This is a genomic window from Mycolicibacterium madagascariense, assembly GCF_010729665.1.
Classification (GTDB): domain Bacteria; phylum Actinomycetota; class Actinomycetes; order Mycobacteriales; family Mycobacteriaceae; genus Mycobacterium; species Mycobacterium madagascariense.
On record NZ_AP022610.1, the window covers coordinates 1299200 to 1323202 of the forward strand.

The 24003-nt window shown below is 69.7% G+C and carries 23 protein-coding genes; 20 read left to right on the forward strand and 3 right to left on the reverse strand.

The features are described 5' to 3' along the window. Window positions 1-22: 22 nt before the first annotated feature. Complete coding sequence (glmS, locus tag G6N60_RS06160; RefSeq protein WP_163733972.1) at window positions 23-1885, forward strand: glutamine--fructose-6-phosphate transaminase (isomerizing); 1863 nt, start codon at window positions 23-25, stop codon at window positions 1883-1885. Between the two features lie 72 nt (window positions 1886-1957). Here glmS and G6N60_RS06165 read toward each other — a convergent pair whose 3' ends face one another. Then, window positions 1958-2824, reverse strand: a complete 867-nt coding sequence (locus G6N60_RS06165; protein ID WP_163733975.1) for an alpha/beta fold hydrolase — start codon at window positions 2822-2824, stop codon at window positions 1958-1960. A gap of 81 nt (window positions 2825-2905) precedes the next feature. On the opposite strand from G6N60_RS06165, the gene G6N60_RS06170 reads away from it, so the two are divergent. The 13 genes from G6N60_RS06170 to G6N60_RS06230 all read left to right on the forward strand — a co-directional run bounded on the left by G6N60_RS06170 (window position 2906) and on the right by G6N60_RS06230 (window position 15372). Beyond that, window positions 2906-3400 carry a CGNR zinc finger domain-containing protein gene (locus G6N60_RS06170; RefSeq protein WP_163733979.1) on the forward strand — a complete coding sequence of 165 codons (495 nt, stop codon included), beginning with the start codon at window positions 2906-2908 and terminating at the stop codon, window positions 3398-3400. A gap of 72 nt (window positions 3401-3472) precedes the next feature. Continuing rightward, entirely contained in the window at window positions 3473-4894 is a 1422-nt protein-coding gene (locus tag G6N60_RS06175) for an NAD(P)H-hydrate dehydratase (protein ID WP_163733981.1), read from the forward strand. A 12-nt stretch (window positions 4895-4906) separates the two neighbouring features. Continuing rightward, the gene (locus G6N60_RS06180) at window positions 4907-6295 is read left to right on the forward strand and encodes a glutamate decarboxylase (RefSeq protein ID WP_163733984.1); all 1389 of its coding nucleotides are present in this window, start codon (window positions 4907-4909) and stop codon (window positions 6293-6295) included. Between the two features lie 48 nt (window positions 6296-6343). Beyond that, window positions 6344-7513: an alanine racemase gene (alr, locus tag G6N60_RS06185; protein ID WP_246240367.1), complete on the forward strand. Its 1170-nt coding sequence runs from the start codon at window positions 6344-6346 to the stop codon at window positions 7511-7513. Continuing rightward, window positions 7510-8631, forward strand: a complete 1122-nt coding sequence (locus tag G6N60_RS06190; protein ID WP_246240370.1) for an alpha/beta fold hydrolase — start codon at window positions 7510-7512, stop codon at window positions 8629-8631. The genes alr and G6N60_RS06190 overlap by 4 nt, the downstream gene beginning before the upstream one ends. Then, window positions 8624-9100 carry a tRNA (adenosine(37)-N6)-threonylcarbamoyltransferase complex ATPase subunit type 1 TsaE gene (gene tsaE / locus G6N60_RS06195; RefSeq protein ID WP_163733987.1) on the forward strand — a complete coding sequence of 159 codons (477 nt, stop codon included), beginning with the start codon at window positions 8624-8626 and terminating at the stop codon, window positions 9098-9100. Before G6N60_RS06190 ends, tsaE begins: the two co-directional genes overlap by 8 nt. Beyond that, window positions 9097-9720, forward strand: coding sequence for a tRNA (adenosine(37)-N6)-threonylcarbamoyltransferase complex dimerization subunit type 1 TsaB (gene tsaB, locus G6N60_RS06200; protein WP_163733989.1), 624 nt, complete (start codon window positions 9097-9099; stop codon window positions 9718-9720). Before tsaE ends, tsaB begins: the two co-directional genes overlap by 4 nt. After that, window positions 9717-10169 (forward strand): ribosomal protein S18-alanine N-acetyltransferase, encoded by a 453-nt coding sequence (rimI, locus tag G6N60_RS06205; protein ID WP_163733992.1) that lies wholly within the window; start codon window positions 9717-9719, stop codon window positions 10167-10169. The genes tsaB and rimI overlap by 4 nt, the downstream gene beginning before the upstream one ends. After that, entirely contained in the window at window positions 10166-11188 is a 1023-nt protein-coding gene (gene tsaD, locus G6N60_RS06210) for a tRNA (adenosine(37)-N6)-threonylcarbamoyltransferase complex transferase subunit TsaD (protein ID WP_163733996.1), read from the forward strand. Before rimI ends, tsaD begins: the two co-directional genes overlap by 4 nt. Before the next feature lie 176 nt (window positions 11189-11364). Continuing rightward, entirely contained in the window at window positions 11365-11715 is a 351-nt protein-coding gene (gene groES, locus G6N60_RS06215; protein WP_163733998.1) for a co-chaperone GroES, read from the forward strand. Window positions 11716-11810: 95 nt separating this feature from the next. Then, complete coding sequence (gene groL, locus G6N60_RS06220; RefSeq protein WP_163734002.1) at window positions 11811-13436, forward strand: chaperonin GroEL; 1626 nt, start codon at window positions 11811-11813, stop codon at window positions 13434-13436. Window positions 13437-13589: 153 nt separating this feature from the next. After that, window positions 13590-13751 carry a hypothetical protein gene (locus G6N60_RS06225; RefSeq protein WP_163734005.1) on the forward strand — a complete coding sequence of 54 codons (162 nt, stop codon included), beginning with the start codon at window positions 13590-13592 and terminating at the stop codon, window positions 13749-13751. Between the two features lie 178 nt (window positions 13752-13929). Continuing rightward, window positions 13930-15372, forward strand: coding sequence for a threonine/serine exporter family protein (locus G6N60_RS06230; RefSeq protein ID WP_163734008.1), 1443 nt, complete (start codon window positions 13930-13932; stop codon window positions 15370-15372). Window positions 15373-15381: 9 nt separating this feature from the next. Here the strand turns inward: G6N60_RS06230 and G6N60_RS06235 are convergent, their stop codons facing one another. Then, window positions 15382-15672 (reverse strand): WhiB family transcriptional regulator, encoded by a 291-nt coding sequence (locus G6N60_RS06235; protein WP_163734011.1) that lies wholly within the window; start codon window positions 15670-15672, stop codon window positions 15382-15384. Window positions 15673-16080: 408 nt separating this feature from the next. On the opposite strand from G6N60_RS06235, the gene G6N60_RS06240 reads away from it, so the two are divergent. The 3 genes from G6N60_RS06240 (at window position 16081) to G6N60_RS06250 (ending at window position 18698) form a co-directional block, all read left to right on the forward strand. Further along, a complete protein-coding gene (locus G6N60_RS06240) occupies window positions 16081-16857 on the forward strand; it encodes a tetratricopeptide repeat protein (protein ID WP_163734014.1) in 777 nt (258 codons plus the stop codon). Between the two features lie 88 nt (window positions 16858-16945). Continuing rightward, complete coding sequence (locus tag G6N60_RS06245) at window positions 16946-17524, forward strand: sigma-70 family RNA polymerase sigma factor (protein ID WP_163734018.1); 579 nt, start codon at window positions 16946-16948, stop codon at window positions 17522-17524. After that, window positions 17517-18698, forward strand: a complete 1182-nt coding sequence (locus tag G6N60_RS06250) for an anti-sigma-D factor RsdA (protein WP_163734021.1) — start codon at window positions 17517-17519, stop codon at window positions 18696-18698. Before G6N60_RS06245 ends, G6N60_RS06250 begins: the two co-directional genes overlap by 8 nt. 66 nt (window positions 18699-18764) lie before the next feature. Here G6N60_RS06250 and G6N60_RS06255 read toward each other — a convergent pair whose 3' ends face one another. Next, window positions 18765-19169: a DUF5319 domain-containing protein gene (locus G6N60_RS06255; RefSeq protein ID WP_056556921.1), complete on the reverse strand. Its 405-nt coding sequence runs from the start codon at window positions 19167-19169 to the stop codon at window positions 18765-18767. 166 nt (window positions 19170-19335) lie between these two features. Here G6N60_RS06255 and guaB point away from each other — a divergent pair, with 166 nt between their 5' ends. From guaB to G6N60_RS06270, 3 genes are all read left to right on the forward strand, one after another. Further along, window positions 19336-20877, forward strand: coding sequence for an IMP dehydrogenase (gene guaB / locus G6N60_RS06260; protein WP_163734024.1), 1542 nt, complete (start codon window positions 19336-19338; stop codon window positions 20875-20877). Between the two features lie 73 nt (window positions 20878-20950). After that, complete coding sequence (locus G6N60_RS06265; RefSeq protein ID WP_163734027.1) at window positions 20951-22099, forward strand: GuaB3 family IMP dehydrogenase-related protein; 1149 nt, start codon at window positions 20951-20953, stop codon at window positions 22097-22099. A gap of 142 nt (window positions 22100-22241) precedes the next feature. Continuing rightward, window positions 22242-23978, forward strand: coding sequence for a GMC family oxidoreductase (locus G6N60_RS06270; RefSeq protein ID WP_163734031.1), 1737 nt, complete (start codon window positions 22242-22244; stop codon window positions 23976-23978). Window positions 23979-24003: the final 25 nt, after the last annotated feature.

The window sequence follows — 24003 nt, forward strand, 5'->3', positions numbered from 1 at the left end:
GTCTGCACTACCCTGATGACCCATGTGCGGAATCGTCGGTTACGTCGGGCATCGTCCTGCCCGCGACATCGTCGTCGACGCGCTTCGCCGAATGGAGTACCGGGGGTATGACTCCTCGGGCGTCGCGCTGCTCGACGGTCACGGCGGCATGGCCGTCCGGCGGCGGGCGGGTCGGCTGTCCAACCTCGAGGCCGCAATGGCCGAATCCGATGCCGAGGGACTGGTCGGCAACACCGGCGTCGGCCATACCCGCTGGGCCACCCACGGCAGGCCCACCGATCGCAACGCACACCCGCACCGCGACGCGGCGGGCAAGATCGCCGTGGTCCACAACGGCATCATCGAGAACTTCGCGGCGCTGCGGTCCGAGCTCGAGGCGACGGGCGTCGAGTTCGCCAGCGACACCGACACCGAAGCCGCCGTGCACCTGGTGTCGTGGCAGTACCACCACGGGCCGCACGCGGGGGACTTCGTCGCGTCCGTGATGGCGGTGTTGCCGCGGCTGGAGGGCCACTTCACGCTGGTGTTCGCCTGCGCCGACGATCCCGGCACCATCGTCGCGGCCCGCCGGTCGACGCCACTCGTGGTCGGCGTCGGCGACGGGGAGACGTTCCTCGGGTCCGACGTCGCCGCCTTCATCGAGCACACCCGCGAGGCCGTCGAGCTCGGGCAGGACCAGGCGGTCGTCATCAGCGCCGACGGCTACCGCGTCACCGACTTCTACGGCGAAGAAGCCCCGGCCCGCCCGTTCCACATCGACTGGGATCTGTCGGCCGCCGAGAAGGGCGGCTACGAGTACTTCATGCTCAAGGAGATCGCCGAGCAGCCGGCCGCCGTCGCGGACACGCTGCTCGGGCACTTCGTCGACGGGCGCATCGTGCTCGACGAGCAGCGCCTGTCCGACCAGGAGCTGCGCGAGATCGACAAGGTGTTCATCGTGGCCTGCGGCACGGCCTACCACTCCGGGATGCTGGCGAAGTACGCGATCGAGCACTGGACCCGGCTGCCGGTGGAGGTCGAGCTGGCCAGCGAATTCCGCTACCGCGATCCGGTGCTGGACCGCAGCACGCTGGTGATCGCCATCTCGCAGTCCGGTGAGACCGCCGACACGCTCGAGGCCGTCCGCCACGCCAAGGAGCAGAAGGCCAAGGTGCTGGCGATCTGCAACACCAACGGCTCCCAGATACCCCGCGAGTGCGACGCGGTGCTCTACACCAGGGCGGGCCCGGAGATCGGCGTCGCGTCGACCAAGACGTTCCTGGCCCAGATCACCGCGAACTACCTCGTGGGGCTGGCGCTGGCGCAGGCCCGCGGCACCAAGTACCCCGACGAGGTCGCTCGCGAGTTCAGCGAGCTCGAGTCGATGCCCGACCTGATCGCGCGGGTGTTGACGTGCATGCCGCCCGTCACCGAGCTGGCGCATCGCTTCGCGTCGTCCTCCACGGTGCTGTTCCTGGGCCGTCACGTCGGCTACCCGGTCGCGCTCGAGGGGGCGCTCAAGCTCAAGGAACTGGCGTACATGCACGCCGAGGGCTTCGCGGCGGGCGAGCTCAAGCACGGGCCGATCGCGCTGATCGAGGACGGCCTGCCCGTGATCGTCGTGATGCCGTCGCCGAAGAATGCGGCGATGTTGCACAGCAAGCTGTTGAGCAACATCCGCGAGATTCAGGCGCGCGGTGCGGTCACCATCGTCATCGCCGAGGAGGGCGACGACACGGTGCGGCCCTATGCCGACCACCTCGTCGAGATGCCCGCGGTGTCGACGCTGTTTCAGCCGCTGCTGTCGACGATCCCGCTGCAGGTATTCGCCGCGGGCGTGGCGCAGGCGCGGGGCTACGACGTCGACAAGCCGCGCAACCTGGCCAAGTCCGTCACGGTCGAATAGCCCGTGACGCGACACTGAACGTCACGACGCGAATGCCGGGTCGAGCGTCGCGAGATTCAGTCTCGGCGGGTGTCAGCCCAGGTGCTCGGCGAGGAACGGCCGCATCAGCGACACGACCGCGTCGAGCTGGCTCTCCAGCAGGAAGTGACCGCCGTCGAGCAGGTTGACCTGCGCGTGTGGCAGGTCGCGGGTGAACGCCAATGCGCCTGCGGGACCGAAGATTTCGTCATTGCGGCCCCAGACCGCCAGCAGCGGTACGCCCGAGGTGCGGAAGTATTCGTGCACGCGCGGGTAGAGCTCGACGTTGGTGACGTAGTCGGCGAACAGCTCGAGTTGCACCGCGATCGCGTCCTCGGTGTCGGCGACCGCCGCGTGGGCATTGACCCAGACGTCCGGGTCGACCACGGTGGGATCCGAAACCCCATGCGTGTATTGCCATTTCAGGCCGTCGGGGCTGATGAGGTCGCGCAGCGCCGCGGCGTTGGCCTCCGAACGGTCGCGGCCGTAGGCGAAGAGCGGTTCCATCGCGTCACCGACGAAGCCCTCGACGTAGGCGTTGCCGTTCTGCGTGACGATCGCCGCGATGCGCTCGGGGTGCCGTAGCGCCAGGCGCCAGCCGACGGGGGCGCCGTAGTCCTGCACGTACAGCGCGTAGCGCGTCAGGCCGAGGTGATCGAGCAGGCCGTCGACGTGGTCGGCGAGGCCGTCGAAGGTGTAGTCGAACTCGCCGACCGGCGGTCGCTCGGAGTGGCCGAAGCCGGGGTAGTCGGGGGCGATGACGTGATAACGGTCGGCCAGCGCGGGGATCAGGTGGCGGTACATGTGCGAGCTGGCCGGGGTGCCGTGGAGCAGGACGATGGCGGGGGCATCGGAGCGCCCGGCCTCGCGGTAGAAGATCTGGCGTCCGGCGACGTCGGCGGTGCGGTGGTGCGTCGTCATGTTCTAACCCCTTAGATTCGATTTGATGGTTAGCAGTGAACGCCTCATTGTCTAACCTGTCAAGCGCGCTATGATGGTTAGATGCGAATCGACTGGCCAGGCGTGCTCCTCGACCTGCTCAACACCACGCCCGTCGTCGACGGTTCGGCGACCGACTACCTGGCCACCGACGCGTCAACCCGGAAATGGCTGGCCCTTCGCGACGGCGCCGACGAACGACCGGACACCGTTCGCCAGCTGCGCGACGACCTCCAGCAGGTGGTGCGTGGGCAGTTGCCGGCCGAGGTCCTCAACCGCTACCTCACGGCAGTGCGCCAGGTGCCGAAGGTGCACGCGGACGGGCTGGACTGGGACATCGGGGTCTCGGCCGACTGGTGCGCGCGGGTCGTCTTGGCGTGGGGCGAACTGCAGAACACGCGACCCGGGCGGCTGCGCTCCTGCGCGAACGACGAATGTCAGCTGTTCCTCATCGACCGCAGCCGCGGCGGCACCGGTCGCTGGTGCTCCATGAGTGAGTGCGGCAACCGCATGAAGGCGCGTCGGCACTACAGCCGGACGACCCGCGCGGACACCTGACCTCGGTTGCGACCGTGCGTTGCCATCGCGTTCACAGGTGGCCGCGTCATCGCACGACGTAACGTAGGCCCGGTGCGGTACTACTACTCGGCAGACGACATCCGCGCCGCAGAGGCCCCGCTGCTGGAGAGCCTGCCCGACGGCGTCCTCATGCGCCGGGCGGCGTTCGGTCTGGCCGGCGCGATCGCCAAGGAATTGCACGCCCGCACCGGTGGCATCGCCGGTCGCCGGGTGTGCGCGGTGGTCGGATCCGGCGACAACGGTGGCGACGCGCTCTGGGCCGCGACGTTCCTGCGTCGCCGCGGCGTCACCGCGTCGGCGCTGGTGCTCAACCCGGAGAAGGTGCATGCCGCCGGGCTGGCCGCCTTCATCGGGGCGGGTGGTCGCATCGTCCAAAGTGTGCCTACGACAACCGAATTGGTGATCGACGGAGTCGTCGGCATCTCCGCCAAGGGAGCGCTGCGGCCCGACGCCGAGCAGGTCTTCGCCGACGTCGACGCCGCGGGTCTGCCCGTCGTCGCGGTCGACCTGCCCAGCGGGATGGACGTCGCGACCGGCGCCGCTGACGGTCCCCACGTCCACGCCGCGCTGACCGTCACGTTCGGCGGGCTCAAACCCGTTCATGCGCTGGGTGATTGCGGCCGGGTCGAGCTGATCGACATCGGACTCGACCTGCCGGACACCGATCTGGTGGGCCTCGAGACGGCCGACGTCGCCGCGCGGTGGCCCACACCGGGGCCCACGGACGACAAGTACACCCAGGGCGTCACCGGGGTGCTCGCCGGCTCCTCGACCTACCCCGGCGCCGCGATCCTCTGCACCGGCGCCGCCGTCGCCGCCACGTCGGGCATGGTGCGCTACGCGGGAACCGCTGCGGCAGAGGTGGTCTCGCACTGGCCCGAGGTGATCGCGACGTCGTCGGCCGAGGACGCCGGGCGCGTGCAGGCGTGGGTCGTCGGCCCCGGCGTCGGCACCGACGACGCCGGAGAGGGGGCGCTGCGATTCGCGCTGGCGACCGATCTGCCCGTCGTCGTCGACGCCGACGCGCTGACCGTCCTGTCCTCCCACCCCGACCTCGTCGCCGACCGCGCGGCGCCCACCGTATTGACCCCGCATGCAGGGGAATTCGCCCGACTCGCCGGCCATCCGCCCGGTGAGGACCGGGTGGGCGCCGCCCGCGGGCTCGCCGCGGACTTCGGGGCCGCGGTCCTGCTGAAGGGCAACGTCACCGTCGTCGCCGAACCCGGCGGCATGACCTATCTCAACCCGGCGGGCCAGTCGTGGGCGGCGACGGCGGGGTCGGGCGACGTGCTGTCGGGCATCATCGGCAGCCTGGTCGCGTCGGGGCTGCCCACGGGTGAGGCCGCGGCGATGGCCGCGTTCGTGCATGCCCGCGCCGCAGGTCTGTCCGCCGACGATCCCGGTCCCCGGGGCGCACCGACCTCGGCGTCGCGCATCCTCGCCCACATCCGTTCGTCGATCGCCCATCTGTAGAGAGGTCATCCGATGTCGCACAGGCACACTCACACACCGGCACCGTCGATTGCGCCCGCCTACACCGGCAGGCTCTTCATGGCGCCCATCCCGCGGTTGCGGATGCCGGACGAGTCGATGGACCCCCAGGCGGCCTACCGGTTCATCCACGACGAGCTCATGCTCGACGGCAGCTCGCGGCTCAACCTCGCCACCTTCGTCACGACGTGGATGGATCCCGAGGCCGAGAAGCTCATGGCCGAGACGTTCGACAAGAACATGATCGACAAGGACGAGTACCCGGCGACCGCGGCCATCGAGCAGCGGTGCGTGTGCATGGTCGCCGACCTGTTCCACGCCGAGGGCCTGCGCGACGACGACCCGAGCAGCGCGATCGGCGTCTCGACCGTGGGCTCGAGCGAGGCCGTCATGCTGGGCGGTCTGGCCATGAGCTGGCGGTGGCGCAAGAAGGTCGGCGACGGATGGCGCCAGCGCAAGCCGAACCTGGTGATGGGATCCAACGTCCAGGTGGTGTGGGAGAAGTTCTGCCGGTACTTCGACGTCGAGCCCATCTACCTGCCGATGGAGGAGGGCCGCTACGTCATCACGCCCGAGCAGGTGGTGGCCGCCGTCAACGAGGACACCATCGGCGTGGTCGCGATCCTGGGCACCACGTACACCGGTGAACTCGAACCCATCGCCGAGATCTGTGCCGCACTCGACCAACTGGCGGCAGACGGCGGGGTCGACGTGCCCGTACACGTCGACGCGGCCAGCGGGGGATTCGTGGTGCCGTTCCTGCACCCGGAGCTGCGATGGGACTTCCGATTGCCCCGCGTGGTCTCGATCAACGTCAGTGGCCACAAGTACGGGCTGACCTACCCCGGGGTCGGCTTCGTGGTGTGGCGCGCCGCGGCGTACCTGCCCGACGAGCTGGTCTTCCGGGTCAACTACCTCGGCGGCGACATGCCCACCTTCACGTTGAACTTCTCGAAGGGGGGCAACCAGGTCATCGGGCAGTACTACAACTTCCTGCGGCTCGGCAGGGCTGGATACAAGCAGGTCATGACGTCACTGTCGGAGACGGCGCGATGGCTCGGCGACCAGCTGAGGAACAGCGAGCACTTCGAGGTCATCACCGACGGCTCGGCGATCCCCGTCATCGCCTTCCGGCTCAAGGGTGATCCCGGCTACACCGAGTTCGACGTCTCCCACGCGCTGCGATCGTTCGGCTGGCAGGTGCCGGCGTACACGATGCCCGACGATGCGAAGGACGTCACGGTGCTTCGCGTCGTGGTCAGAGAGGGTTTCTCGACCGACCTCGCCAGGGCGCTGAAGGACGACACCCTGACCGTGTTGAAGAACCTCGACGAGCTCAAGCCCAACGGTCACTTCGACGGGGTGCGGCCCTTCGCGCACTAGGCCCGGCGACGGGGTCGGGCCGGCTCTGGGATGATCGACGACGGTGACATGACCATGCATACGACCCAGCTGCCGACCACGACCACCGCCGCGCACGCGGTGGTGGATCTCGGCGCCGTCGCCCACAACGTGGCGCTGCTCAAGGAGCGCGCCGGTGCGGCCGACGTGATGGCCGTCGTCAAGGCCGACGGGTACGGCCACGGCGCCACGCGCGTCGGCCAGGCGGCGATCGCCGCGGGTGCCGCCGAGCTCGGCGTCGCGACCCTCGGTGAGGCGCTGGCCTTGCGCCGCGACGGCGTCACCGCCCCGGTGCTGTGTTGGCTGCACGCGCCCGGCACCGACTTCGCCCCCGCCTGCGAGGCCGACGTCCAGATCGGGGTGTCCTCGACGCGCCAGCTCGCCGAGGTGCTCGATGCCGTCGGGCGCACCGGCCGCCCGGCCACCGTCACGGTCAAGGTGGACACCGGGCTCAGCCGCAACGGTGTCTCCGCCGCCGAATTCCCCGAACTGCTGACGGCGCTGCGACGGGCGGTCGCCGACGACGCGATCAGGCTGCGCGGGCTGATGTCGCACCTGGCCTGTGGTGATGATCCCGACAGCCCCGTCAACGACCAACAGGCGCAACGGTTCTCCGAGATGCGGACCCAAGCACGGGACGCCGGCGTGGAATTCGAGATCGTCCACCTGGCCAACTCGCCCGCGGCAATGACGCGGCCCGACCTTGCGTTCGACATGGTGCGGCCGGGCATCGCGGTGTACGGGCAGACGCCGATTCCCGCGCGGGGTGACATGGGCCTGCGCCCGGCGATGACCTTGACCTGCCCAGTCGCCTACGTCCGTTCGCTCGTGGCGGGGGACGGGGTGTCCTACGGCCACACCTGGATCGCCCCGTCCGACACCACGGTGGCCCTGCTTCCGCTCGGCTACGCCGACGGCGTGTTCCGCGGCCTCAGCGGGCGCATCGGCGTGCTGATCAACGGGCGGCTGCGGCCCAGCGTCGGGCGCATCTGCATGGACCAGTTCGTGGTCGACCTCGGCCCCGGCCCCGTGGACGTGCGCGAGGGCGACGAGGCGATCCTCTTCGGCCCCGGCGACCACGGCGAGCTCACGGCCGTCGACTGGGCCGAACTGCTCGGCACCATCAACTACGAGGTCGTCACCAGTCCGCGCGGTCGAATATCGCGCCGCTACGTCGACGGCACGGGCGGAAGCCGTTGAGCGAGAACAAGATTGGCGTCCAGCATCGGCGCGGACGCAGAGCGCGCTGGCTGGCGGGTGCGGCCGGGCTGTCCGCCGTCGGCGGGCTGGCGGGACACACCGTGGCGCGCTCGCTGACCCGCCGCGTGACCGACGACGACCCCTACCACGACGAGGACTTCGAACTCCTCGACGCCGATCGCGGCTGCGTCGTGACGACCACCGACGGGGTGCCGCTGGCCGTGCGCGAGGTGGGGCCCGAGGACGCGCCGCTGACGGTGCTCTTCGCGCACGGCTTCTGTCTTCGCATGGGCGCGTTCTACTTTCAGCGGGCCCGGCTGACGGAGCAGTGGGGCACGCAGGTCCGCATGGTGTTCTACGACCAGCGCGGGCACGGGCAGTCCGGCGACGCCCCGCCGGAGTCGTTCACCGTGCCGCAGCTCGGACAGGATCTCGAGACCGTGCTCGCGGTGATGGCCCCGCGCGGACCGGTGGTGCTGGTCGGGCACTCCATGGGCGGCATGACCGTGCTGAGCCACGCCCGTCAGTTTCCGCACCGCTATCCCACGCGCGTCGTGGGGGCTGCGCTCATCTCGTCTGCGGTGGAGGGGATTTCGCGGTCGCCGCTGGGCGAGGTGCTGAAGAATCCGGTGCTGGAGGCCGCCCGCTTCGCGGTCCGCTACGCGCCCAAGACGGTGCACCGCACCCGCGGCGCCGCCAGCACGGTGATCGGGCCGGTGTTGCGCGCCGCGTCCTACGGCGACGAGAAGGTCAGCCGCAGCGTCGTGGCGTTCTCGGAGAAGATGATGCACGACACGCCCATCTCCACCCTGGTGGGGTTCCTCCATGCGCTGGAGGTGCACGACGAGACCGAGGCGTTGCCGACGCTCGCCAAGATTCCCACGCTGATCGTCTGCGGCGACCGCGATCTGCTGACACCCAAGGAGTACTCCGAGGCGATGGCGGTGGCGTTGCCGAAGTCCGAGCTCGTCATCGTCGGCGGCGCAGGGCATCTCGTTCAGCTCGAACAGCCCGAGATCGTCGACGACGCGCTGGTGCGACTGGTGGAGCGGGCCACGCCGTCCAAGCTGACCGCCTTGACGCGGCGCCTGCGAGAACGGGTGCGCCACAATGGCTGAGGTGCTCGAGGGTACGGCCGAACTGCCGACGGCCGTTGACACCAGGGCGCTCGGCGCCCGCCTCGGCGCGGACCTGCGGGCCGGGGACGTCGTCGTGCTGTCCGGGCCCCTCGGAGCGGGAAAGACGTTGTTGGCCAAGGGAATCGCGGAGGCCATGGACGTGACCGGACTGGTGACGTCGCCGACGTTCGTCCTCGCGCGGGTGCATCCGCCGGTGCGGCCGGGCGCGCCCGCCATGGTGCACGTCGACGTCTATCGCCTGCTGGACCATCCCGGTGCCGACCTGCTCGCCGAACTCGACTCGCTGGATCTCGACGCCGATCTCGACGACTCCGTGGTCGTGGTCGAGTGGGGTGAGGGCCTCGTCGAACGCCTCTCGGAACGCCATCTCGACGTCAGGCTCGAGCGCGGCAGTGACACCGACGTGCGGGTGGCCACCTGGCGGTGGTACGTGGGAACTACGACGTGATCGTCCTCGCGATCGACACCGCGACCCCCGCCGTCACCGCGGGGGTGGTCGGCCATTCCGCGTCGGGAGTCGAGGTGCTCGCGGAGCGCGTGACCGTCGACCCCCGGGCTCACGCCGAGCAGCTCACGCCAAACGTGTTGGGGGCCTTGGCCGATGCCGGCCTGACGATGGCCGACCTCGACGCCGTCGTCGTCGGCTGCGGCCCAGGGCCCTTCACCGGCCTGCGGGTCGGCATGGCGAGCGCGGCCGCCTACGCGCACGCATTGAATCTCCCGGTGTACGGGGTGTGCAGCCTCGACGCGATCGGCGTGGACACCACCGGTGACGTCCTGGTGGTCACCGATGCGCGGCGGCGCGAGGTGTACTGGGCGCGCTACCGCGACGGTGTGCGCGTCGACGGGCCCGCAGTCGCCGCCCCCGCGGACGTACCCCCCGGCGCCGAGGCCGTCGCCGGATCCCGCGAGCACGCAGCGCTATTCGAGGTGCCGATGTTGCCGCCCGTCGCCCCGACGGCCTCCGGGCTGGTGCGCGCGGTGGAGTGGACGCAGCCGCCGCAACCGCTGGTGCCGATGTACCTGCGGCGCCCCGACGCCACCCCTGCCGGGGCGGGGCGATCGTGACCGTCGAATACGGGGCGCTGGCCACCGGGGACGCCGACCGATGCGCGCAGCTGGAGGCGCAGCTGTTCCCAGGCGATGACCCGTGGCCGGCCGTGGCGTTCATCCGCGAGCTGGAGTCCGCCCACAACCACTACGTGGCGGCCCGTGTCGACGGTGAGGTCGTCGGCTACGCGGGTGTCTCCCGGCTGGGCCGAAAACCGCCGTACGAGTACGAGATTCACACGATCGGCGTCGACGAGCGCTGCCAGGGTCAGGGCATCGGTCGGGCGCTGCTGGACCGGCTGCTCGAGATCGCCGACGGTGGCACGGTCTTCCTCGAGGTGCGCACCGACAACGCGGCGGCCATCGGCCTCTACGAGAGCGCCGGCTTCGCCAAGATCGGCCTGCGCAAGAGGTACTACCGGGTCAGTGGCGCCGACGCGTACACGATGAAGCGGGAGGCATCATGATCGTCCTGGCCATCGAGAGCTCCTGTGACGAAACGGGAGTCGGCATCTGCGAACTCGACCCCGACGGGTCGATCCGACTGCTCGCCGACGAGGTCGCCTCCAGTGTCGACGAGCACGCGCGCTTCGGCGGCGTGGTGCCCGAGATCGCGTCCCGGGCGCACCTGGAGGCCCTCGGCCCGACGATGCGTCGGGCGCTGCAGGTCGCGGGTGTCGACAAGCCCGACGTCGTGGCGGCCACCATCGGACCGGGTCTCGCCGGGGCGCTGCTGGTGGGAGTGGCTGCGGCCAAGGCGTACTCGGCGGCGTGGGGGGTCCCGTTCTACGCGGTCAACCACCTGGGTGGACATCTGGCCGCCGACGTCTACGACCACGGCCCGCTGCCGGAGAGCGTCGGGTTGTTGGTGTCGGGCGGTCACACCAACCTGTTGCACGTGCGCTCGCTCGGGGAGCCCATCGAGGAACTCGGCAGCACCGTCGACGACGCGGCGGGGGAGGCCTACGACAAGATCGCCCGGCTGCTCGGCCTTGGATATCCGGGGGGCCGGGTGCTCGACGAGCTGGCCCGCACCGGGGACCGCGACGCCATCGTGTTCCCGCGGGGCATGACGGGCCCCCGCGACGATCCCCATGCGTTCAGCTTCTCGGGCCTGAAGACGGCGGTCGCCCGATACGTGGAGTCGCACCCGCAGGCCGCCACCGCGGACGTGGCAGCGGGCTTCCAGGAGGCGGTGGCCGACGTCCTCACCCGCAAGGCGGTGCGTGCCGCCGAAGCCCTCGGGGTGTCGACGCTGCTGATCGCCGGCGGCGTCGCAGCCAACTCACGGCTGCGCGAGTTGGCCGAAGAGCGTTGTGCGGCAGCAGGTATGACACTGCGGGTGCCGCGGCCGCGGCTGTGCACCGACAACGGGGCGATGATCGCCTCGTTCGCCGCCCATCTGATCGCCGCCGGCGCGTCGCCGTCCCCGCTCGACGCCGCCACCGACCCCGGTCTGCCGGTCGTCAGGGGACAGGTGGCGTGAGTGCCCGACGGGCCGGTTTCAGCCCCTCGGGAAGTGGGCAGTGCCCCACCCTTGAGTGCTAGCACTCGCGTGTATAGAGTGCTAGATGGCACGCGGCCAAACCCCGCTCCGGCTCCCGCGACGACGGTTCGAGGGTGCGGACGCATGCCGAACGTCGAACAACTGGCATATCCGTGATGGTCCGGGATCTAGCTCGGATCGCACCCAACAATGTGGAGGGCTCCAACGTGGCCGTGAACATCAAGCCACTCGAGGACAAGATCCTCGTTCAGGCCAATGAGGCCGAGACTACGACCGCTTCCGGTCTAGTCATCCCCGACACCGCCAAGGAGAAGCCGCAGGAAGGCACCGTCGTCGCAGTGGGCCCCGGCCGCTGGGACGAGGATGGCGAAAAGCGCATCCCCCTGGACGTCGCCGAGGGCGACACCGTCATCTACAGCAAGTACGGCGGCACCGAGATCAAGTACAACAACGAGGAGTACCTGATCCTGTCCGCACGCGACGTGCTGGCAGTCGTCTCCAAGTAAGCATCACCCATTCCGCCCCGGAGATCCCCGTCAACGCGGGTGATGTCCGGGGCGGCATGCATTGTGTCTCATTCACGTAGACAGAGAGAACATTCATGAGCAAGCAGATTGAGTTCAACGAGACTGCGCGCCGGGCGATGGAAGCGGGTGTCGACAAGCTCGCCGACGCCGTTCGCGTCACGCTCGGGCCGCGCGGCAGGCACGTCGTCCTGGCCAAGGCCTTCGGCGGTCCCGTCGTGACCAACGACGGCGTCACCATCGCCCGCGAGATCGACCTCGAGGATCCGTTCGAGAACCTGGGCGCCCAACTGGTCAAGTCGGTGGCCACCAAGACCAACGACGTGGCCGGCGACGGCACCACCACCGCCACCGTGCTCGCCCAGGCCATCATCAAGTCCGGCCTGCGCAACGTCGCCGCGGGCGCCAACCCCATCGAGTTGGGCCTCGGCATCGCCAAGGCCGCCGACGCGGTGTCCGAGGCACTGCTGGCCGCCGCGACGCCCATCAGCGACGAGAACGGCATCGCGCAGGTCGCCACCGTCTCCTCGCGCGACGAGGTGATCGGCGAGTTGGTCGGTGCGGCCATGACGAAGGTCGGCCACGACGGCGTCGTCACCGTCGAGGAGTCCTCGACGCTGAACACCGAGCTCGAGGTCACCGAAGGCGTCGGCTTCGACAAGGGCTTCACCTCGGCCTACTTCATCACCGACTTCGACTCCCAGGAGGCCGTCCTCGAGGACGCGCTCGTCCTGCTGAACCGGGAGAAGATCAGCTCGCTGCCGGACCTGCTGCCGCTGCTGGAGAAGGTCGCCGAGGCGGGCAAGCCGCTGCTGATCATCGCCGAAGACGTTGAGGGCGAAGCGCTTTCGACGCTGGTGGTCAACGCCATTCGCAAGACGCTCAAGGCCGTCGCGGTCAAGGCGCCGTTCTTCGGCGACCGCCGCAAGGCCTTCCTCGACGACCTCGCCGTCGTCACCGGCGGACAGGTCGTCAACCCCGACGTCGGTCTGCTGCTGCGCGAGGTCGGCCTCGACGTGCTCGGCACCGCCCGGCGCGTCGTCGTCAGCAAGGACAGCACGGTCATCGTCGACGGCGGCGGCAGCCAGGACGCGATCGAGGCCCGCAAGTCTCAGCTGCGCGCCGAGATCGAGGCGACGGATTCGGACTGGGATCGCGAGAAGCTCGAGGAGCGGCTGGCGAAGCTGTCCGGCGGCGTCGCGGTCATCAAGGTCGGCGCCGCCACCGAGACCGATCTCAAGAAGCGCAAGGAAGCCGTCGAGGACGCGGTCTCTGCGGCGAAGGCCGCCATCGAGGAGGGCATCGTCACCGGCGGTGGCTCGGCGCTCGTCCAGGCGGGCTCGGTGCTGACGTCGCTGCGCGAATCCCTCAGGGGCGACCAGGCGCTCGGCGTGGACGTGTTCGCGTCCGCGCTGGCCTCGCCGCTGTTCTGGATCGCCACCAACGCGGGCCTCGACGGCTCGGTCGTGGTCAACAAGGTGTCGCAGCTGCCTGCCGGTCAGGGCTTCAACGCGGCGACGCTGGAGTACGGCGACCTGCTGGCCGACGGCGTCGTCGACCCGGTCAAGGTGACCCGCTCCGCGGTGCTCAATGCGGCGTCGGTCGCGCGCATGATCCTGACCACCGAGACCGCAGTCGTCGACAAGCCGGCCCCGGTCGAGGACGACGGACACGGCCACGGCGGACACGGGCACGCGCACTAGATCTGGTACTGCAATAGGAGCACCCCCGGCCCGTTGGGTCGGGGGTGTTTCTGTTTGCCAATCACGTGGGGTGGCGACAGGGCCACGAACACCTTGCACGCCACGGCGTCAACAAAAGATGACGAACAGTCATCGGAAGGGGCCTGAGGTCTGATGGCCGATGAGGCGCTGGGAGCGGAATCGCTACCAGCCGAGGACGACGGCGCCCCGTTGCCGACGAACGTGACGGTGTCCCGGCCGAACCGCGCGCGGTCGAAGGTGCTGCAGGTGCGGCTGGAGACGTTCTATCCGAGAGCGGACGTGATCGGCGCCTGAATCCGCCCAGGCCGCCCGCCACTGATCCCATATCCGCTGGTGGTGTGCTGATTCTCACCGGCTGACGGTGTCGCTCCCACGGCTGCCAGGAGTAAAATTGCTTTTGCTCCTGACTACCGTCGTGCCACCATCGCCGACGCGAGCGGGCGCAGCTCAGCAGGTGAAGGAGGGCAGACCGGTGGACGTGACCCGTGAGCGGGCCGGCCAGCAATGGCGCGCGCGTCGGCGCGAGATCGTGAATCGCATCGTGCGCGAGACCGACCCGCCCACCGGCAGCCTGCCGAAGCTGACCGCCAGCCTCGACGCCCAACTCGACGAGGCCTACCGCGAGCGCGTCGGCGAGGTCCTCGACCTCGCGGGCAGCATCGGCGCCATCATGATGTCATCGGGGATGCCCGCGACGGCCACGATGGAGCAGGTCAGCGGAATCGTCTCGGCCTACGGCATCGAGCGCTGCCAGGTCGACGTCATCAGCACGACGATCCACGTCGCGGCCTACCGCGGGCCCACCTCGGCGCCCGCCACCACCCTGCACACCGTGCAGTCCCGGTCCATCGACTTCAGCCGGCTGGCCGCCGTGGACCGCCTCGTCGTGCGCATCCGGGCGGGCCAGGTGTCACCGTCGGACGCCCGCGACGAACTCGACGCCATCGTCACCGCCCCCCACCCGTACAAGCGCTGGGTCGCGACGCTGGCCTGGGGTGCGCTGGCCTTCGCGACCGCGGGCACCCTGGGCGCGGGCCTGCTGGCCTGCCTGGTCAGCGCCCTGAGTGCGATGACCGTCGATCGGGTCAACCGTCGGCTCAATCGGCACGGCCTGCCGTTCTTCTTCCAGTACGCGGTCGGTGGGGCCATCGCGACCGCGCCGCCGCTGGCGCTCTACTGGCTCAGCCCCCGGCTCGGGTGGACCTTCGAACCGACCGTCGCGATCGCCGCCGGTCTCGTCGTCCTGCTCGCCGGCCTGTCGCTGGTGGGGTCGGTCGGCGACGTGATCACCGGCGCGCCCGTGACGGCGGCGGGCCGCTTCTTCGAATTGCTCATGATGACCGCCGCGACGATTGCCGGCGTGGCGCTGGTGCTGCACCTGGCCAACCGATTCGGCGCGCCGTTCGTCGCGATCAGCGGCTACGCGCCGCCCGCCCTGGCGGAGTTGCCCGCGCGCGTCGCGTTCGGTGCGGCGAGCGCGGCGGCCTATGCACTTGCGTGCTACGCCGAGCGGACCGCCGCGGTGGCGGCCGCGTTCGGCGGTGCGGCGGGCACCATCGCGGTGCTGCTGATCCAGGGCGCGGGACTCGACCCGGTGATGGCGTCGTTCGTCGCGGCGGTGTTCATCGGGTTGGTGGGCAGGTTGATGGAGCGCCGAAATCTCGCGCCACCACTGGTGGTGTCGATCGCCGGCATCGTGCCGCTGCTGCCCGGGTTGGCGCTCCTGCACGGGATCTACGCGATCCTCAACGACCAGCACGCCGTCGGCTTCGGCTCGGTGCTCAACGCCTTGGCCATCGGGACCGCGCTCGCCGCGGGCGTCACCCTCGGCGAGTGGAGTTCGTGGCAGGTGCGTCGCCGGCGTCTCGCGGATCGACGTCTCGGAACACGCGCCGTCGACCCGTCGACGCCGTAGTGCCCGCGGTCAGGCGGTGCGGCGGATGCCTCGCTTCAGCAACAGCTCGCGCTCGGATTCACTGAGGCCACCCCAAATGCCGTAGGGCTCGCCGACGGCGAGGGCGTGGGACCGGCACTGGGCGACCACCGGGCAACGCCGGCACATCTCCTTGGCACGCATTTCGCGCTGAGCGCGGGCACGGCCCCGCTCGCCATCGGGATGGAAGAACATCGACGAGTCGACGCCTCGGCAAAGGCCTGACATCTGCCAATCCCAGATGTCGGCGTTGGGTCCGGGCAACTGCTGCGGCTGTGGCACTGGGAAAACCCCTCTCTACGCACATCTTTCGCGAACGATCGAAAGCGTGAGTCGTATAACCGATCCGAGCACGTGTCGCCGATGACTACTCGTGCACACAAACTAGAAGGGCGCGTGAACATGGGTCAATAGCCCGCGCATGTGCTCAACCACATAGCAGCAGGCCGAGAATTTACATCACGTTCATCAATGCGATGCGCGCGAAACGAGAAGCATGGTCACGAAACGTCATCCATTCGATCTCGTTTGCCGTTTGTGCTGTTCGCATGACAACGCGGCGACGGGGCCCTGACCCGCGCCCACCGGCTACGTGACACGGACGTAACACGGCGACCACGAAGTGTTAACCGAAGACGGGCTACCCAGGCGTGGCCCCGGTATTTGAGCACCTTGGTAGCGTCCCCGCCGATGGACGCATTGGTCGAGGTGGCGTTCGGGCCCGATCCCGGCCGGTGGCCGCTGCCAGCCGCGACGACCGCCGACGAGCTGTGGTTGCGCGCCGTCGCCGCGGGCGGACAGGGCCGTTACGCCAGCGCGCTGAGCGACCTGGACCGCCTCGCCAGGGCCCGGCCCGAGCCCGTGCTGGCGTCGCACGCGTTCGGCACCAGGGCGTCGTTCGAGCGCCAGCTCGGCAGGCACGAGGTGGCGCGGTCGTGGGACGGCCGGGCCGTGGCCGCTGCGGGACAGGACGTCGAGGCGGCCGCCGACGCGTTGATCGGGTTGGCCGCCGACGCCCTCGGCCGCGGCCGGTTCGCGCTGTCCCGGCAGTTGCTGGAGCGCGCCGCCGACCTGCTCGGCAACGCCTCGGGCCGGGTGGCGATCCGGCTTTCCTGGGTCAGCGCCGAACTGGCGATGTGCACCGGGCGGGGATCGCAGGCGGTCGGGTACGCCGAGGCCGCGGTGCGCGCCGCCGAGGGGTGGCCGTCCGCGCGGCACGCCGCCAAGTCGCAGGTCGTACTGGCTGCCGCGCTGTGTGGAGCGGGCGACCTCGACGCCGCCCGCCGGGTCGCGCAGCAGGCGTGGGAGACCACCGAGCGACTGGGCCTGGTACCGCTGAGCTGGGCATTGACGTGTCTGCTCCACGACGTGGGCGGCTCGAGCCTGGCGGCGGCGCAGATCGCCGCAGCTCGCGACGCCTATGCCGCGACCGTTGCGCACCGGGGCGGGGACTGGTCGGCGCGGTGATTCCGCGAGTCACTGCAGGATCACTAGTCTTTAGCTGACCCACCCGCTGAGGTACGCCCCATCCGTAACGCTGGAGATACTGCCCACGATGACAATTTCGGGAGACAGTCTCGATGGTGTCGTGGCCAAGGCGGTCAGTGGCGATCGAGATGCGCTCCGGACAGTGCTGGAGACCATCCGGCCGATCGTGTACCGGTATTGCCGGGCCAGGATCGGATCGACGGAGCGCAGTGGCCTCTCAGCAGACGACGTGGCTCAGGAGGTGTGCTTGGCCGCCATCACGGCGCTGCCGCGCTACAAGGATCAGGGACGTCCGTTCCTGGCCTTCGTATACGGCATCGCCGCGCACAAGGTTGCTGACGCCCATCGCGCGCAGGGGCGTAACCGCGCCGACGCCACCGACACCCTGCCGGACCGGGCCTCGCTGGCAGCGGGTCCCGAACAGCTGGCCATCGAGTCCGAGTCGGCCGAGCGGATGAACCGGCTGCTGGCGATCCTGCCCGAGAAGCAGCGCGAGATCCTGGTGCTGCGCGTCGTCGTCGGCATGAGCGCCGAGGAGACCGCCGAGGCCGTCGGGAGCACCGCGGGAGCGGTCCGGGTCGCCCAGCACCGCGCCCTGGCACGTCTGAAGGGCGAACTGACCGGATTGGGGCGCGGCGATGCCTGACTTCGGACGGTGGACGAACAACGGCGGCGATCCCTCCCTCAACGAGATCGCCAGGGTCGACCAATTCTTCGAGGCGCTCGCGTCGAGTCAGCCCGTGTACTCCACGGACCGCGAGGAGGCCGAGCTGGCCTTCCTGCTCTCCGGGTGGCGCGACGACGTCCGCGAGGCGCCCGTCACGACCCCGGTGAGCACCGGTGCCGCCGTCGACGCGCTGCGGGCCGGACTGTCGGGGCGCACTGCCCGTCGGTCGTTCGCGGTCGTCGGCTCGGTGGCGGCCGCGGTGCTCTGCATCGGCGGGTTCGGCACCGCCGTCTACGGCTCGGGCCCCGGCGACACGCTCTACGGCATGCGCTCGGCGATCTTCGGCCAGGCCGAGGCGACCCGCGACGAGCAGGTGTCGCTCGCGTCGGCGCAGCTCGCCCAGGTGCAGCAGCTGATCGACGCCGGTCAGTGGCAGCAGGCCCAGGACAAGTTGGTGGCGGTCAGCACGGCCGTGCAGGGCGTCGGTCCGGTCGATCAGAAGCAGCAGCTCGTCGAGCAGTGGAATGCGTTGACCTACAAGGTCGTCGAGCAGGACCCCGCCGCGACGCTGCCTCCGCCCGGGCAGCCGCTGCCGGTGCTGCCGTCCTCACCGCTGACGTGGTTGCCCGTGCCCACGGCGGACGCCACGACGAGCGCTTCGACGACCTCCTCGACGTCTGCGACGTCCACCACCTCGGAGACGCCGACGTCGGATACCAGCCCCACGTCGCCGACCGAGACGACGGCCCCGTCGGACTCCTCTTCTTCTGCTGCGACGTCACCCGCGACGTCTTCCGCCACGACGACGCCGAGCAGCCCGAGTTCGGCGACCCCGTCGCCGACGTCGACCGCACCCAGCGTGACGTCGCCGACGACCAGTTCCGCGGCCGCCACGCCTCCGCCGACCAGCGCGACGGCCAGCACGGCGGCGCCGGCGAGCACCCCGGCTGCCCCGGCGAGCAGTTCCGCGAGCACCGCGACGACCACGACGACCACGACGACCACGACGACGAGCGTGGTGGAGCCCAGCCCACCGCCGTCGACGTCAGCTGCTGCTCCGGCTCCGGCGCCGCGCGCGCAGTCCGGCCCGCCGTCTCAGCCCGCCGAGCGTCCGGTGGCACCGACCACGACGACCGTGCTGCCCCCGCGTTGAGGCAGCACACGTTGCGCGGTGCAGCAGTGGCAAATGAGAAAGCAGTGCCGAGAGGGGCGTAAGCCCTCAGCGATATCCGTCGGACTCGGTGGTGGCCTCGTTGAGTGAGGCATCGGCGTAACCGCGGCAGTAATCCCAGGTCACGTAGGCGTCGGGCTCAGGGTCGTAGGCGGGCTCGTGCGGCCGGACGGTTCCGTCGACCAGGAGCTGCAACAGGTTGGCCCGCAGCATGTCCCAGTCGTGATAGTGGTCCTGCTGGCACTCGTCGCAACAGACCACGAGTCCGCGAATGCCCTTGTGCGCCAACAGCGCTTCGTAGACCGCCAGGTCGGCGAGATCGGCCTCGACGGCGATGCGTTCCTGCGAGTCGAGCGGCTGCCCGGGCTCGAGTGCGTCGAGAGCCGCCGTGGGGTCGCTCGGATCATCGGCGAAGGGGTCGGGCGGCAAACCCGGTGGCAGGTGGTCACGCACGGTTCCACACTACGCAGGACGTCGGGTATCGCGCTAGCGGTCCACACCGTCGGGGAGGGCATGTCGCGGGTTTCCAGCACGTTGCGAATGGCGCGGGGAAGCAGAGGGCGGGACTCGACCCCGATAGGATGGACCCTTAGTTCTGTGCCATTTGGAGGCCACACCCATGTCGATCGCTGAAAGCAGCCTTCCCATCTCCGTTCCGGTGCCGACCGGAGGCGACGATCCGACCAAGGTCGCCATGCTCGGGCTCACCTTTGACGACGTGTTGCTGCTGCCCGCGGCGTCGGACGTGGTGCCCGCCAGCGCGAACACGTCCAGTCAGCTCACCCGGCGAATTCGCCTGCGGGTGCCGCTGGTCAGCTCGGCGATGGACACCGTCACCGAGTCCCGGATGGCCATCGCGATGGCGCGCGCCGGCGGCATGGGCGTGCTGCACCGCAACCTCCCGGCGGCCGAGCAGGCGGCGCAGGTCGAGACGGTGAAGCGTTCCGAGGCGGGCATGGTGACCGACCCCGTCACGTGCTCGCCGTCGAACACGCTGGCCGAGGTCGACGCCATGTGCGCGCGGTTCCGGATCTCGGGCCTGCCGGTGGTGGATGCCGACGGGCAGCTCGTCGGGATCATCACCAACCGCGACATGCGCTTCGAAGTCGACATGAACAAGCCCGTCGCCGAGGTGATGACGAAGGCCCCGCTTATCACCGCCCAGGCGGGCGTCACGGCCGATGCGGCCCTGGGCCTGTTGCGGCGCAACAAGATCGAGAAGCTCCCGATCGTCGACGGCAACGGCAAGCTGACCGGTCTCATCACCGTCAAGGACTTCGTCAAGACCGAACAGTTCCCCTTGGCGACCAAGGACAGCGACGGGCGGCTGCTCGTCGGGGCCGCGGTCGGCGTGGGTGGTGACGCCAGGGAACGGGCCATGACGCTCGTCGACGCGGGTGTCGACGTCCTGGTCGTGGACACCGCGCACGCCCACAACCGCGGCGTGCTCGACATGGTGCACTGGGTCAAGACGGTTGCCGGTGACCGCGTGCAGGTCGTGGGCGGCAACGTCGCGACCCGCTCGGCGGCGGCGGCGCTGGTCGAAGCGGGCGCCGACGCGGTCAAGGTCGGCGTCGGACCCGGGTCCATCTGCACGACGCGCGTCGTCGCCGGGGTGGGCGCCCCGCAGATCACCGCGATCCTCGAGGCGGTTGCTGCGTGCGCGCCGCACGGCGTGCCGGTGATCGCCGACGGCGGACTGCAGTACTCGGGCGACATCGCCAAGGCGCTGGCGGCGGGCGCGTCGACGGCCATGCTCGGGTCCCTGCTGGCGGGTACCGCCGAGGCGCCCGGCGACCTGATCTTCGTCAACGGCAAGCAGTTCAAGAGCTATCGCGGCATGGGTTCCCTCGGCGCGATGCAGGGGCGTGGCGAGCAGAAGTCCTTCTCCAAGGACCGCTACTTCCAGGACGACGTGCTCAGCGAGGACAAGCTGGTGCCGGAGGGCATCGAGGGCCGGGTGCCGTTCCGCGGACCGCTGTCGACCGTCATCCATCAGCTGACCGGTGGCCTGCGCGCCGCGATGGGCTACACCGGATCGCCCACGATCGAGCATCTCCAGCAGGCGCAGTTCGTTCAGATCACCGCGGCGGGGCTGAAGGAGAGCCACCCCCACGACATCACGATGACGACTGAAGCCCCCAACTACTACGCGCGTTAGCGACTCGGTGAGCGCTTCGCTACGAGGAGAGAGATGTCGATGAGCGCTTGCGCGAAGAGGAGATCGAACCAGCATGCGTGACATGGTCGAAATCGGCATGGGCCGAACTGCCCGCCGGACCTACGAACTCGACGACATCAACATCGTCCCGTCGCGGCGCACCCGCTCATCGCAGGACGTCTCGACGGCGTGGCAGCTCGACGCCTACCGCTTCGAGATTCCGGTCCTCGCCCATCCCACCGACGCGCTGGTCTCAGTGGAGTTCGCGATCGAGCTGGGTCGACGCGGTGGGCTCGGCGTGCTGAACGGCGAAGGCCTGCTGGGCCGGCATGCCGACGTCGAGGGCAAGATCGCCCAGGTCGTCGAGGCGGCAGCCAAGGAGCCCGAGCCGTCGGCGGCGATCCGGCTGCTGCAGCAACTGCATGCCGCACCACTGGATCCCGAGCTGCTCGCGAGCGCGGTCGGTCGCATCCGCGACGCGGGCGTCACCGTCGCCGTTCGGGTCAGCCCGCAGAACGCGCAGGCCCTGACCCCCGGGTTGGTGGCGGCGGGCATCGACCTGCTGGTCATCCAGGGCACCATCATCTCCGCCGAGCGGGTGGCGCAGGACCGCGACGGCACCGGTGAGCCGCTCAACCTGAAGACCTTCATCTCCGAGCTCGACGTGCCGGTGGTCGCCGGCGGCGTGCTCGACCACCGCACCGCGCTGCACCTCATGCGCACGGGGGCCGCAGGCGTCATCGTCGGATACGGCTCGACCTCGGGCGTGACGACCAGCGACGAGGTGCTCGGCATCAGCGTGCCGATGGCCACCGCGATCGCCGACGCCGCCGCCGCGCGCCGCGAGTATCTCGACGAGACCGGTGGCCGGTACGTACACGTCCTCGCCGACGGCGACATCCACACCTCCGGCGAATTGGCGAAGGCCATCGCGTGCGGCGCCGACGCCGTGGTGCTGGGTACGCCGCTGGCAACCGCGGCGGAGGCGCTTGGCGACGGCTGGTTCTGGCCGTCGGCGGCGGCGCACCCGTCGCTGCCGCGCGGTGCGCTGCTGCAGGTCGCGACGGGTGAGCGTCCGTCGCTGGAGCAGGTGCTCAACGGTCCGTCCGACGATCCGTTCGGTTCGCTCAACCTCGTCGGCGGCCTGCGGCGGTCGATGGCCAAGGCGGGCTACTGCGATCTCAAGGAGTTCCAGAAGGTCGGCCTGACCGTCGGCTCCTGACGTTCCCCGCGCGAGCAGCCGCAAAGATGCTGCGACACGCCGGTTTTACGACAGGTTTGCGGCTGCTCGCGAGAGGGCTGGGCTTTACAAGTTAGGGTCTCCTGTCTAGCTCATTACCCGTCGGTAAGGTCATAATGGCGAGATGGCTCCCGACTACGACGTCTTGATCATCGGCTCTGGTTTCGGTGGCAGCGTGAGTGCGCTCCGGCTCACCGAAAAGGGCTACCGCGTAGGTGTGCTCGAGGCGGGCAGACGCTTCGAGGACGAGGACATGGCGAAGACGTCGTGGGACCTCCGCAAATTCCTGTGGATGCCAAGGCTCGGCATGTACGGCATCCAGCGCATCCACCTGCTGCGCAACTGCATGATCCTGGCCGGCGCCGGCGTCGGCGGGGGATCGCTCAACTACGCCAACACCCTGTACGTGCCGCCGGAGCCGTTCTTCGCCGACCGGCAGTGGTCGCACATCACGGACTGGCGGGCCGAGCTGATGCCGCACTACGACCAGGCCACCCGCATGCTCGGCGTCGTCACGAACCCGACGTTCACCGACGCCGACCGCATCCTCAAGGAGGTGGCCGACGACATGGGCTGCGGCGACACCTTCGTGCCGACGCCGGTCGGGGTGTTCTTCGGCCCCGACGGTCAGAAGACGCCCGGCAAGACCGTGCCCGACCCGTACTTCGGCGGCGTGGGCCCGGCCCGCACCGGCTGCATCGAGTGCGGGTCCTGCATGACGGGCTGCCGCTACGGCGCCAAGAACACTCTGCTCAAGAATTACCTGGGGCTCGCGGAAAGGGCTGGGGCAGACGTCATTCCGATGACGACCGTGACGAGCTTCGAGCCCCGGCGCGACGGCGGCTGGGACATTCACACCGTCAGGACCGGACGCTGGCTGCGCAAGCAGAAGAAGACCTACACCGCGAACCAGCTCATCCTGGCGGCCGGGACCTGGGGCACTCAGCAGCTGCTGCACAAGATGCGCGACACCGGCAGGCTGCCGCAGCTGTCGGACAGGCTCGGCGTCCTGACGCGGACCAACTCCGAGTCGATCGTGGGCGCGGGCCGGCTCCAGGTGCGCGACGACCTCGACCTCACCCACGGCGTCGCGATCACGTCGTCGATCCATCCGACCGAGGACACCCACATCGAGCCGTGCCGCTACGGCAAGGGCTCCAACGCCATGGGTCTGCTGCAGACGCTGATGACCGACGGGGTCCTGCCCGACGGCACCGGGGTGCCGCGGTGGAAGCAGCTCGTGCAGAGTGCGCGCAGCGACTACAAGGGCACGCTGCGCCTGCTCAACCCGCGCAAGTGGAGCGAGCGGACGATGATCGCGCTCGTCATGCAGCACCTCGACAACTCGATCACGACCTACACCAAGCGCAGCAAGCTCGGGTTCCGCCGGATGGTCAGCAAGCAGGGCCACGGCGAGCCCAACCCGACGTGGATTCCGGCGGGCAACGAGGTCACCCGGCGGATCGCCAAGAAGATCGACGGCGTCGCGGGCGGGACCTGGGGTGAGTTGTTCAACATCCCGCTGACCGCGCACTTCCTCGGCGGCGCGCCGATCGGCGACACCGCCGAGCACGGCGTCATCGACCCCTACCACCGCGTGCACAACTATCCGACGCTCTCGGTGGTCGACGGTGCGGCGATCTCGGCGAACATGGGCGTCAACCCGTCACTGAGCATCACCGCCCAGGCCGAGCGGGCGACGTCGCTGTGGCCCAACAAGGGTGACGTCGACCTGCGGCCCGCGCAGGGGCAGCCCTACGAGCGTCTCGAGCCGATCGCGCCGAAGCACCCCGTCGTGCCTGCCGACGCCCCGGCGGCGTTGCGGCGTCTGCCCATCGAGCCGGTGCGCACCACGGGTTAGACCCCGGCCTGTCACGTACCTGTGA

Coding starts and splice junctions, on each gene's coding strand:
- G6N60_RS06180 (WP_163733984.1), top strand. CDS start 4,907: ATGTCGCACAGGCACACTCACACACCGGCACCGTCGATTGCGCCCGCC.
- glmS (WP_163733972.1), top strand. CDS start 23: ATGTGCGGAATCGTCGGTTACGTCGGGCATCGTCCTGCCCGCGACATC.
- tsaD (WP_163733996.1), top strand. CDS start 10,166: ATGATCGTCCTGGCCATCGAGAGCTCCTGTGACGAAACGGGAGTCGGC.
- G6N60_RS06270 (WP_163734031.1), top strand. CDS start 22,242: ATGGCTCCCGACTACGACGTCTTGATCATCGGCTCTGGTTTCGGTGGC.
- alr (WP_246240367.1), top strand. CDS start 6,344: ATGACCATGCATACGACCCAGCTGCCGACCACGACCACCGCCGCGCAC.
- G6N60_RS06170 (WP_163733979.1), top strand. CDS start 2,906: ATGCGAATCGACTGGCCAGGCGTGCTCCTCGACCTGCTCAACACCACG.
- tsaE (WP_163733987.1), top strand. CDS start 8,624: ATGGCTGAGGTGCTCGAGGGTACGGCCGAACTGCCGACGGCCGTTGAC.
- groL (WP_163734002.1), top strand. CDS start 11,811: ATGAGCAAGCAGATTGAGTTCAACGAGACTGCGCGCCGGGCGATGGAA.
- G6N60_RS06165 (WP_163733975.1), bottom strand. CDS start 2,824: ATGACGACGCACCACCGCACCGCCGACGTCGCCGGACGCCAGATCTTC.
- G6N60_RS06265 (WP_163734027.1), top strand. CDS start 20,951: ATGCGTGACATGGTCGAAATCGGCATGGGCCGAACTGCCCGCCGGACC.
- G6N60_RS06225 (WP_163734005.1), top strand. CDS start 13,590: ATGGCCGATGAGGCGCTGGGAGCGGAATCGCTACCAGCCGAGGACGAC.
- G6N60_RS06250 (WP_163734021.1), top strand. CDS start 17,517: ATGCCTGACTTCGGACGGTGGACGAACAACGGCGGCGATCCCTCCCTC.
- G6N60_RS06245 (WP_163734018.1), top strand. CDS start 16,946: ATGACAATTTCGGGAGACAGTCTCGATGGTGTCGTGGCCAAGGCGGTC.
- G6N60_RS06240 (WP_163734014.1), top strand. CDS start 16,081: ATGGACGCATTGGTCGAGGTGGCGTTCGGGCCCGATCCCGGCCGGTGG.
- guaB (WP_163734024.1), top strand. CDS start 19,336: ATGTCGATCGCTGAAAGCAGCCTTCCCATCTCCGTTCCGGTGCCGACC.
- groES (WP_163733998.1), top strand. CDS start 11,365: ATGGTCCGGGATCTAGCTCGGATCGCACCCAACAATGTGGAGGGCTCC.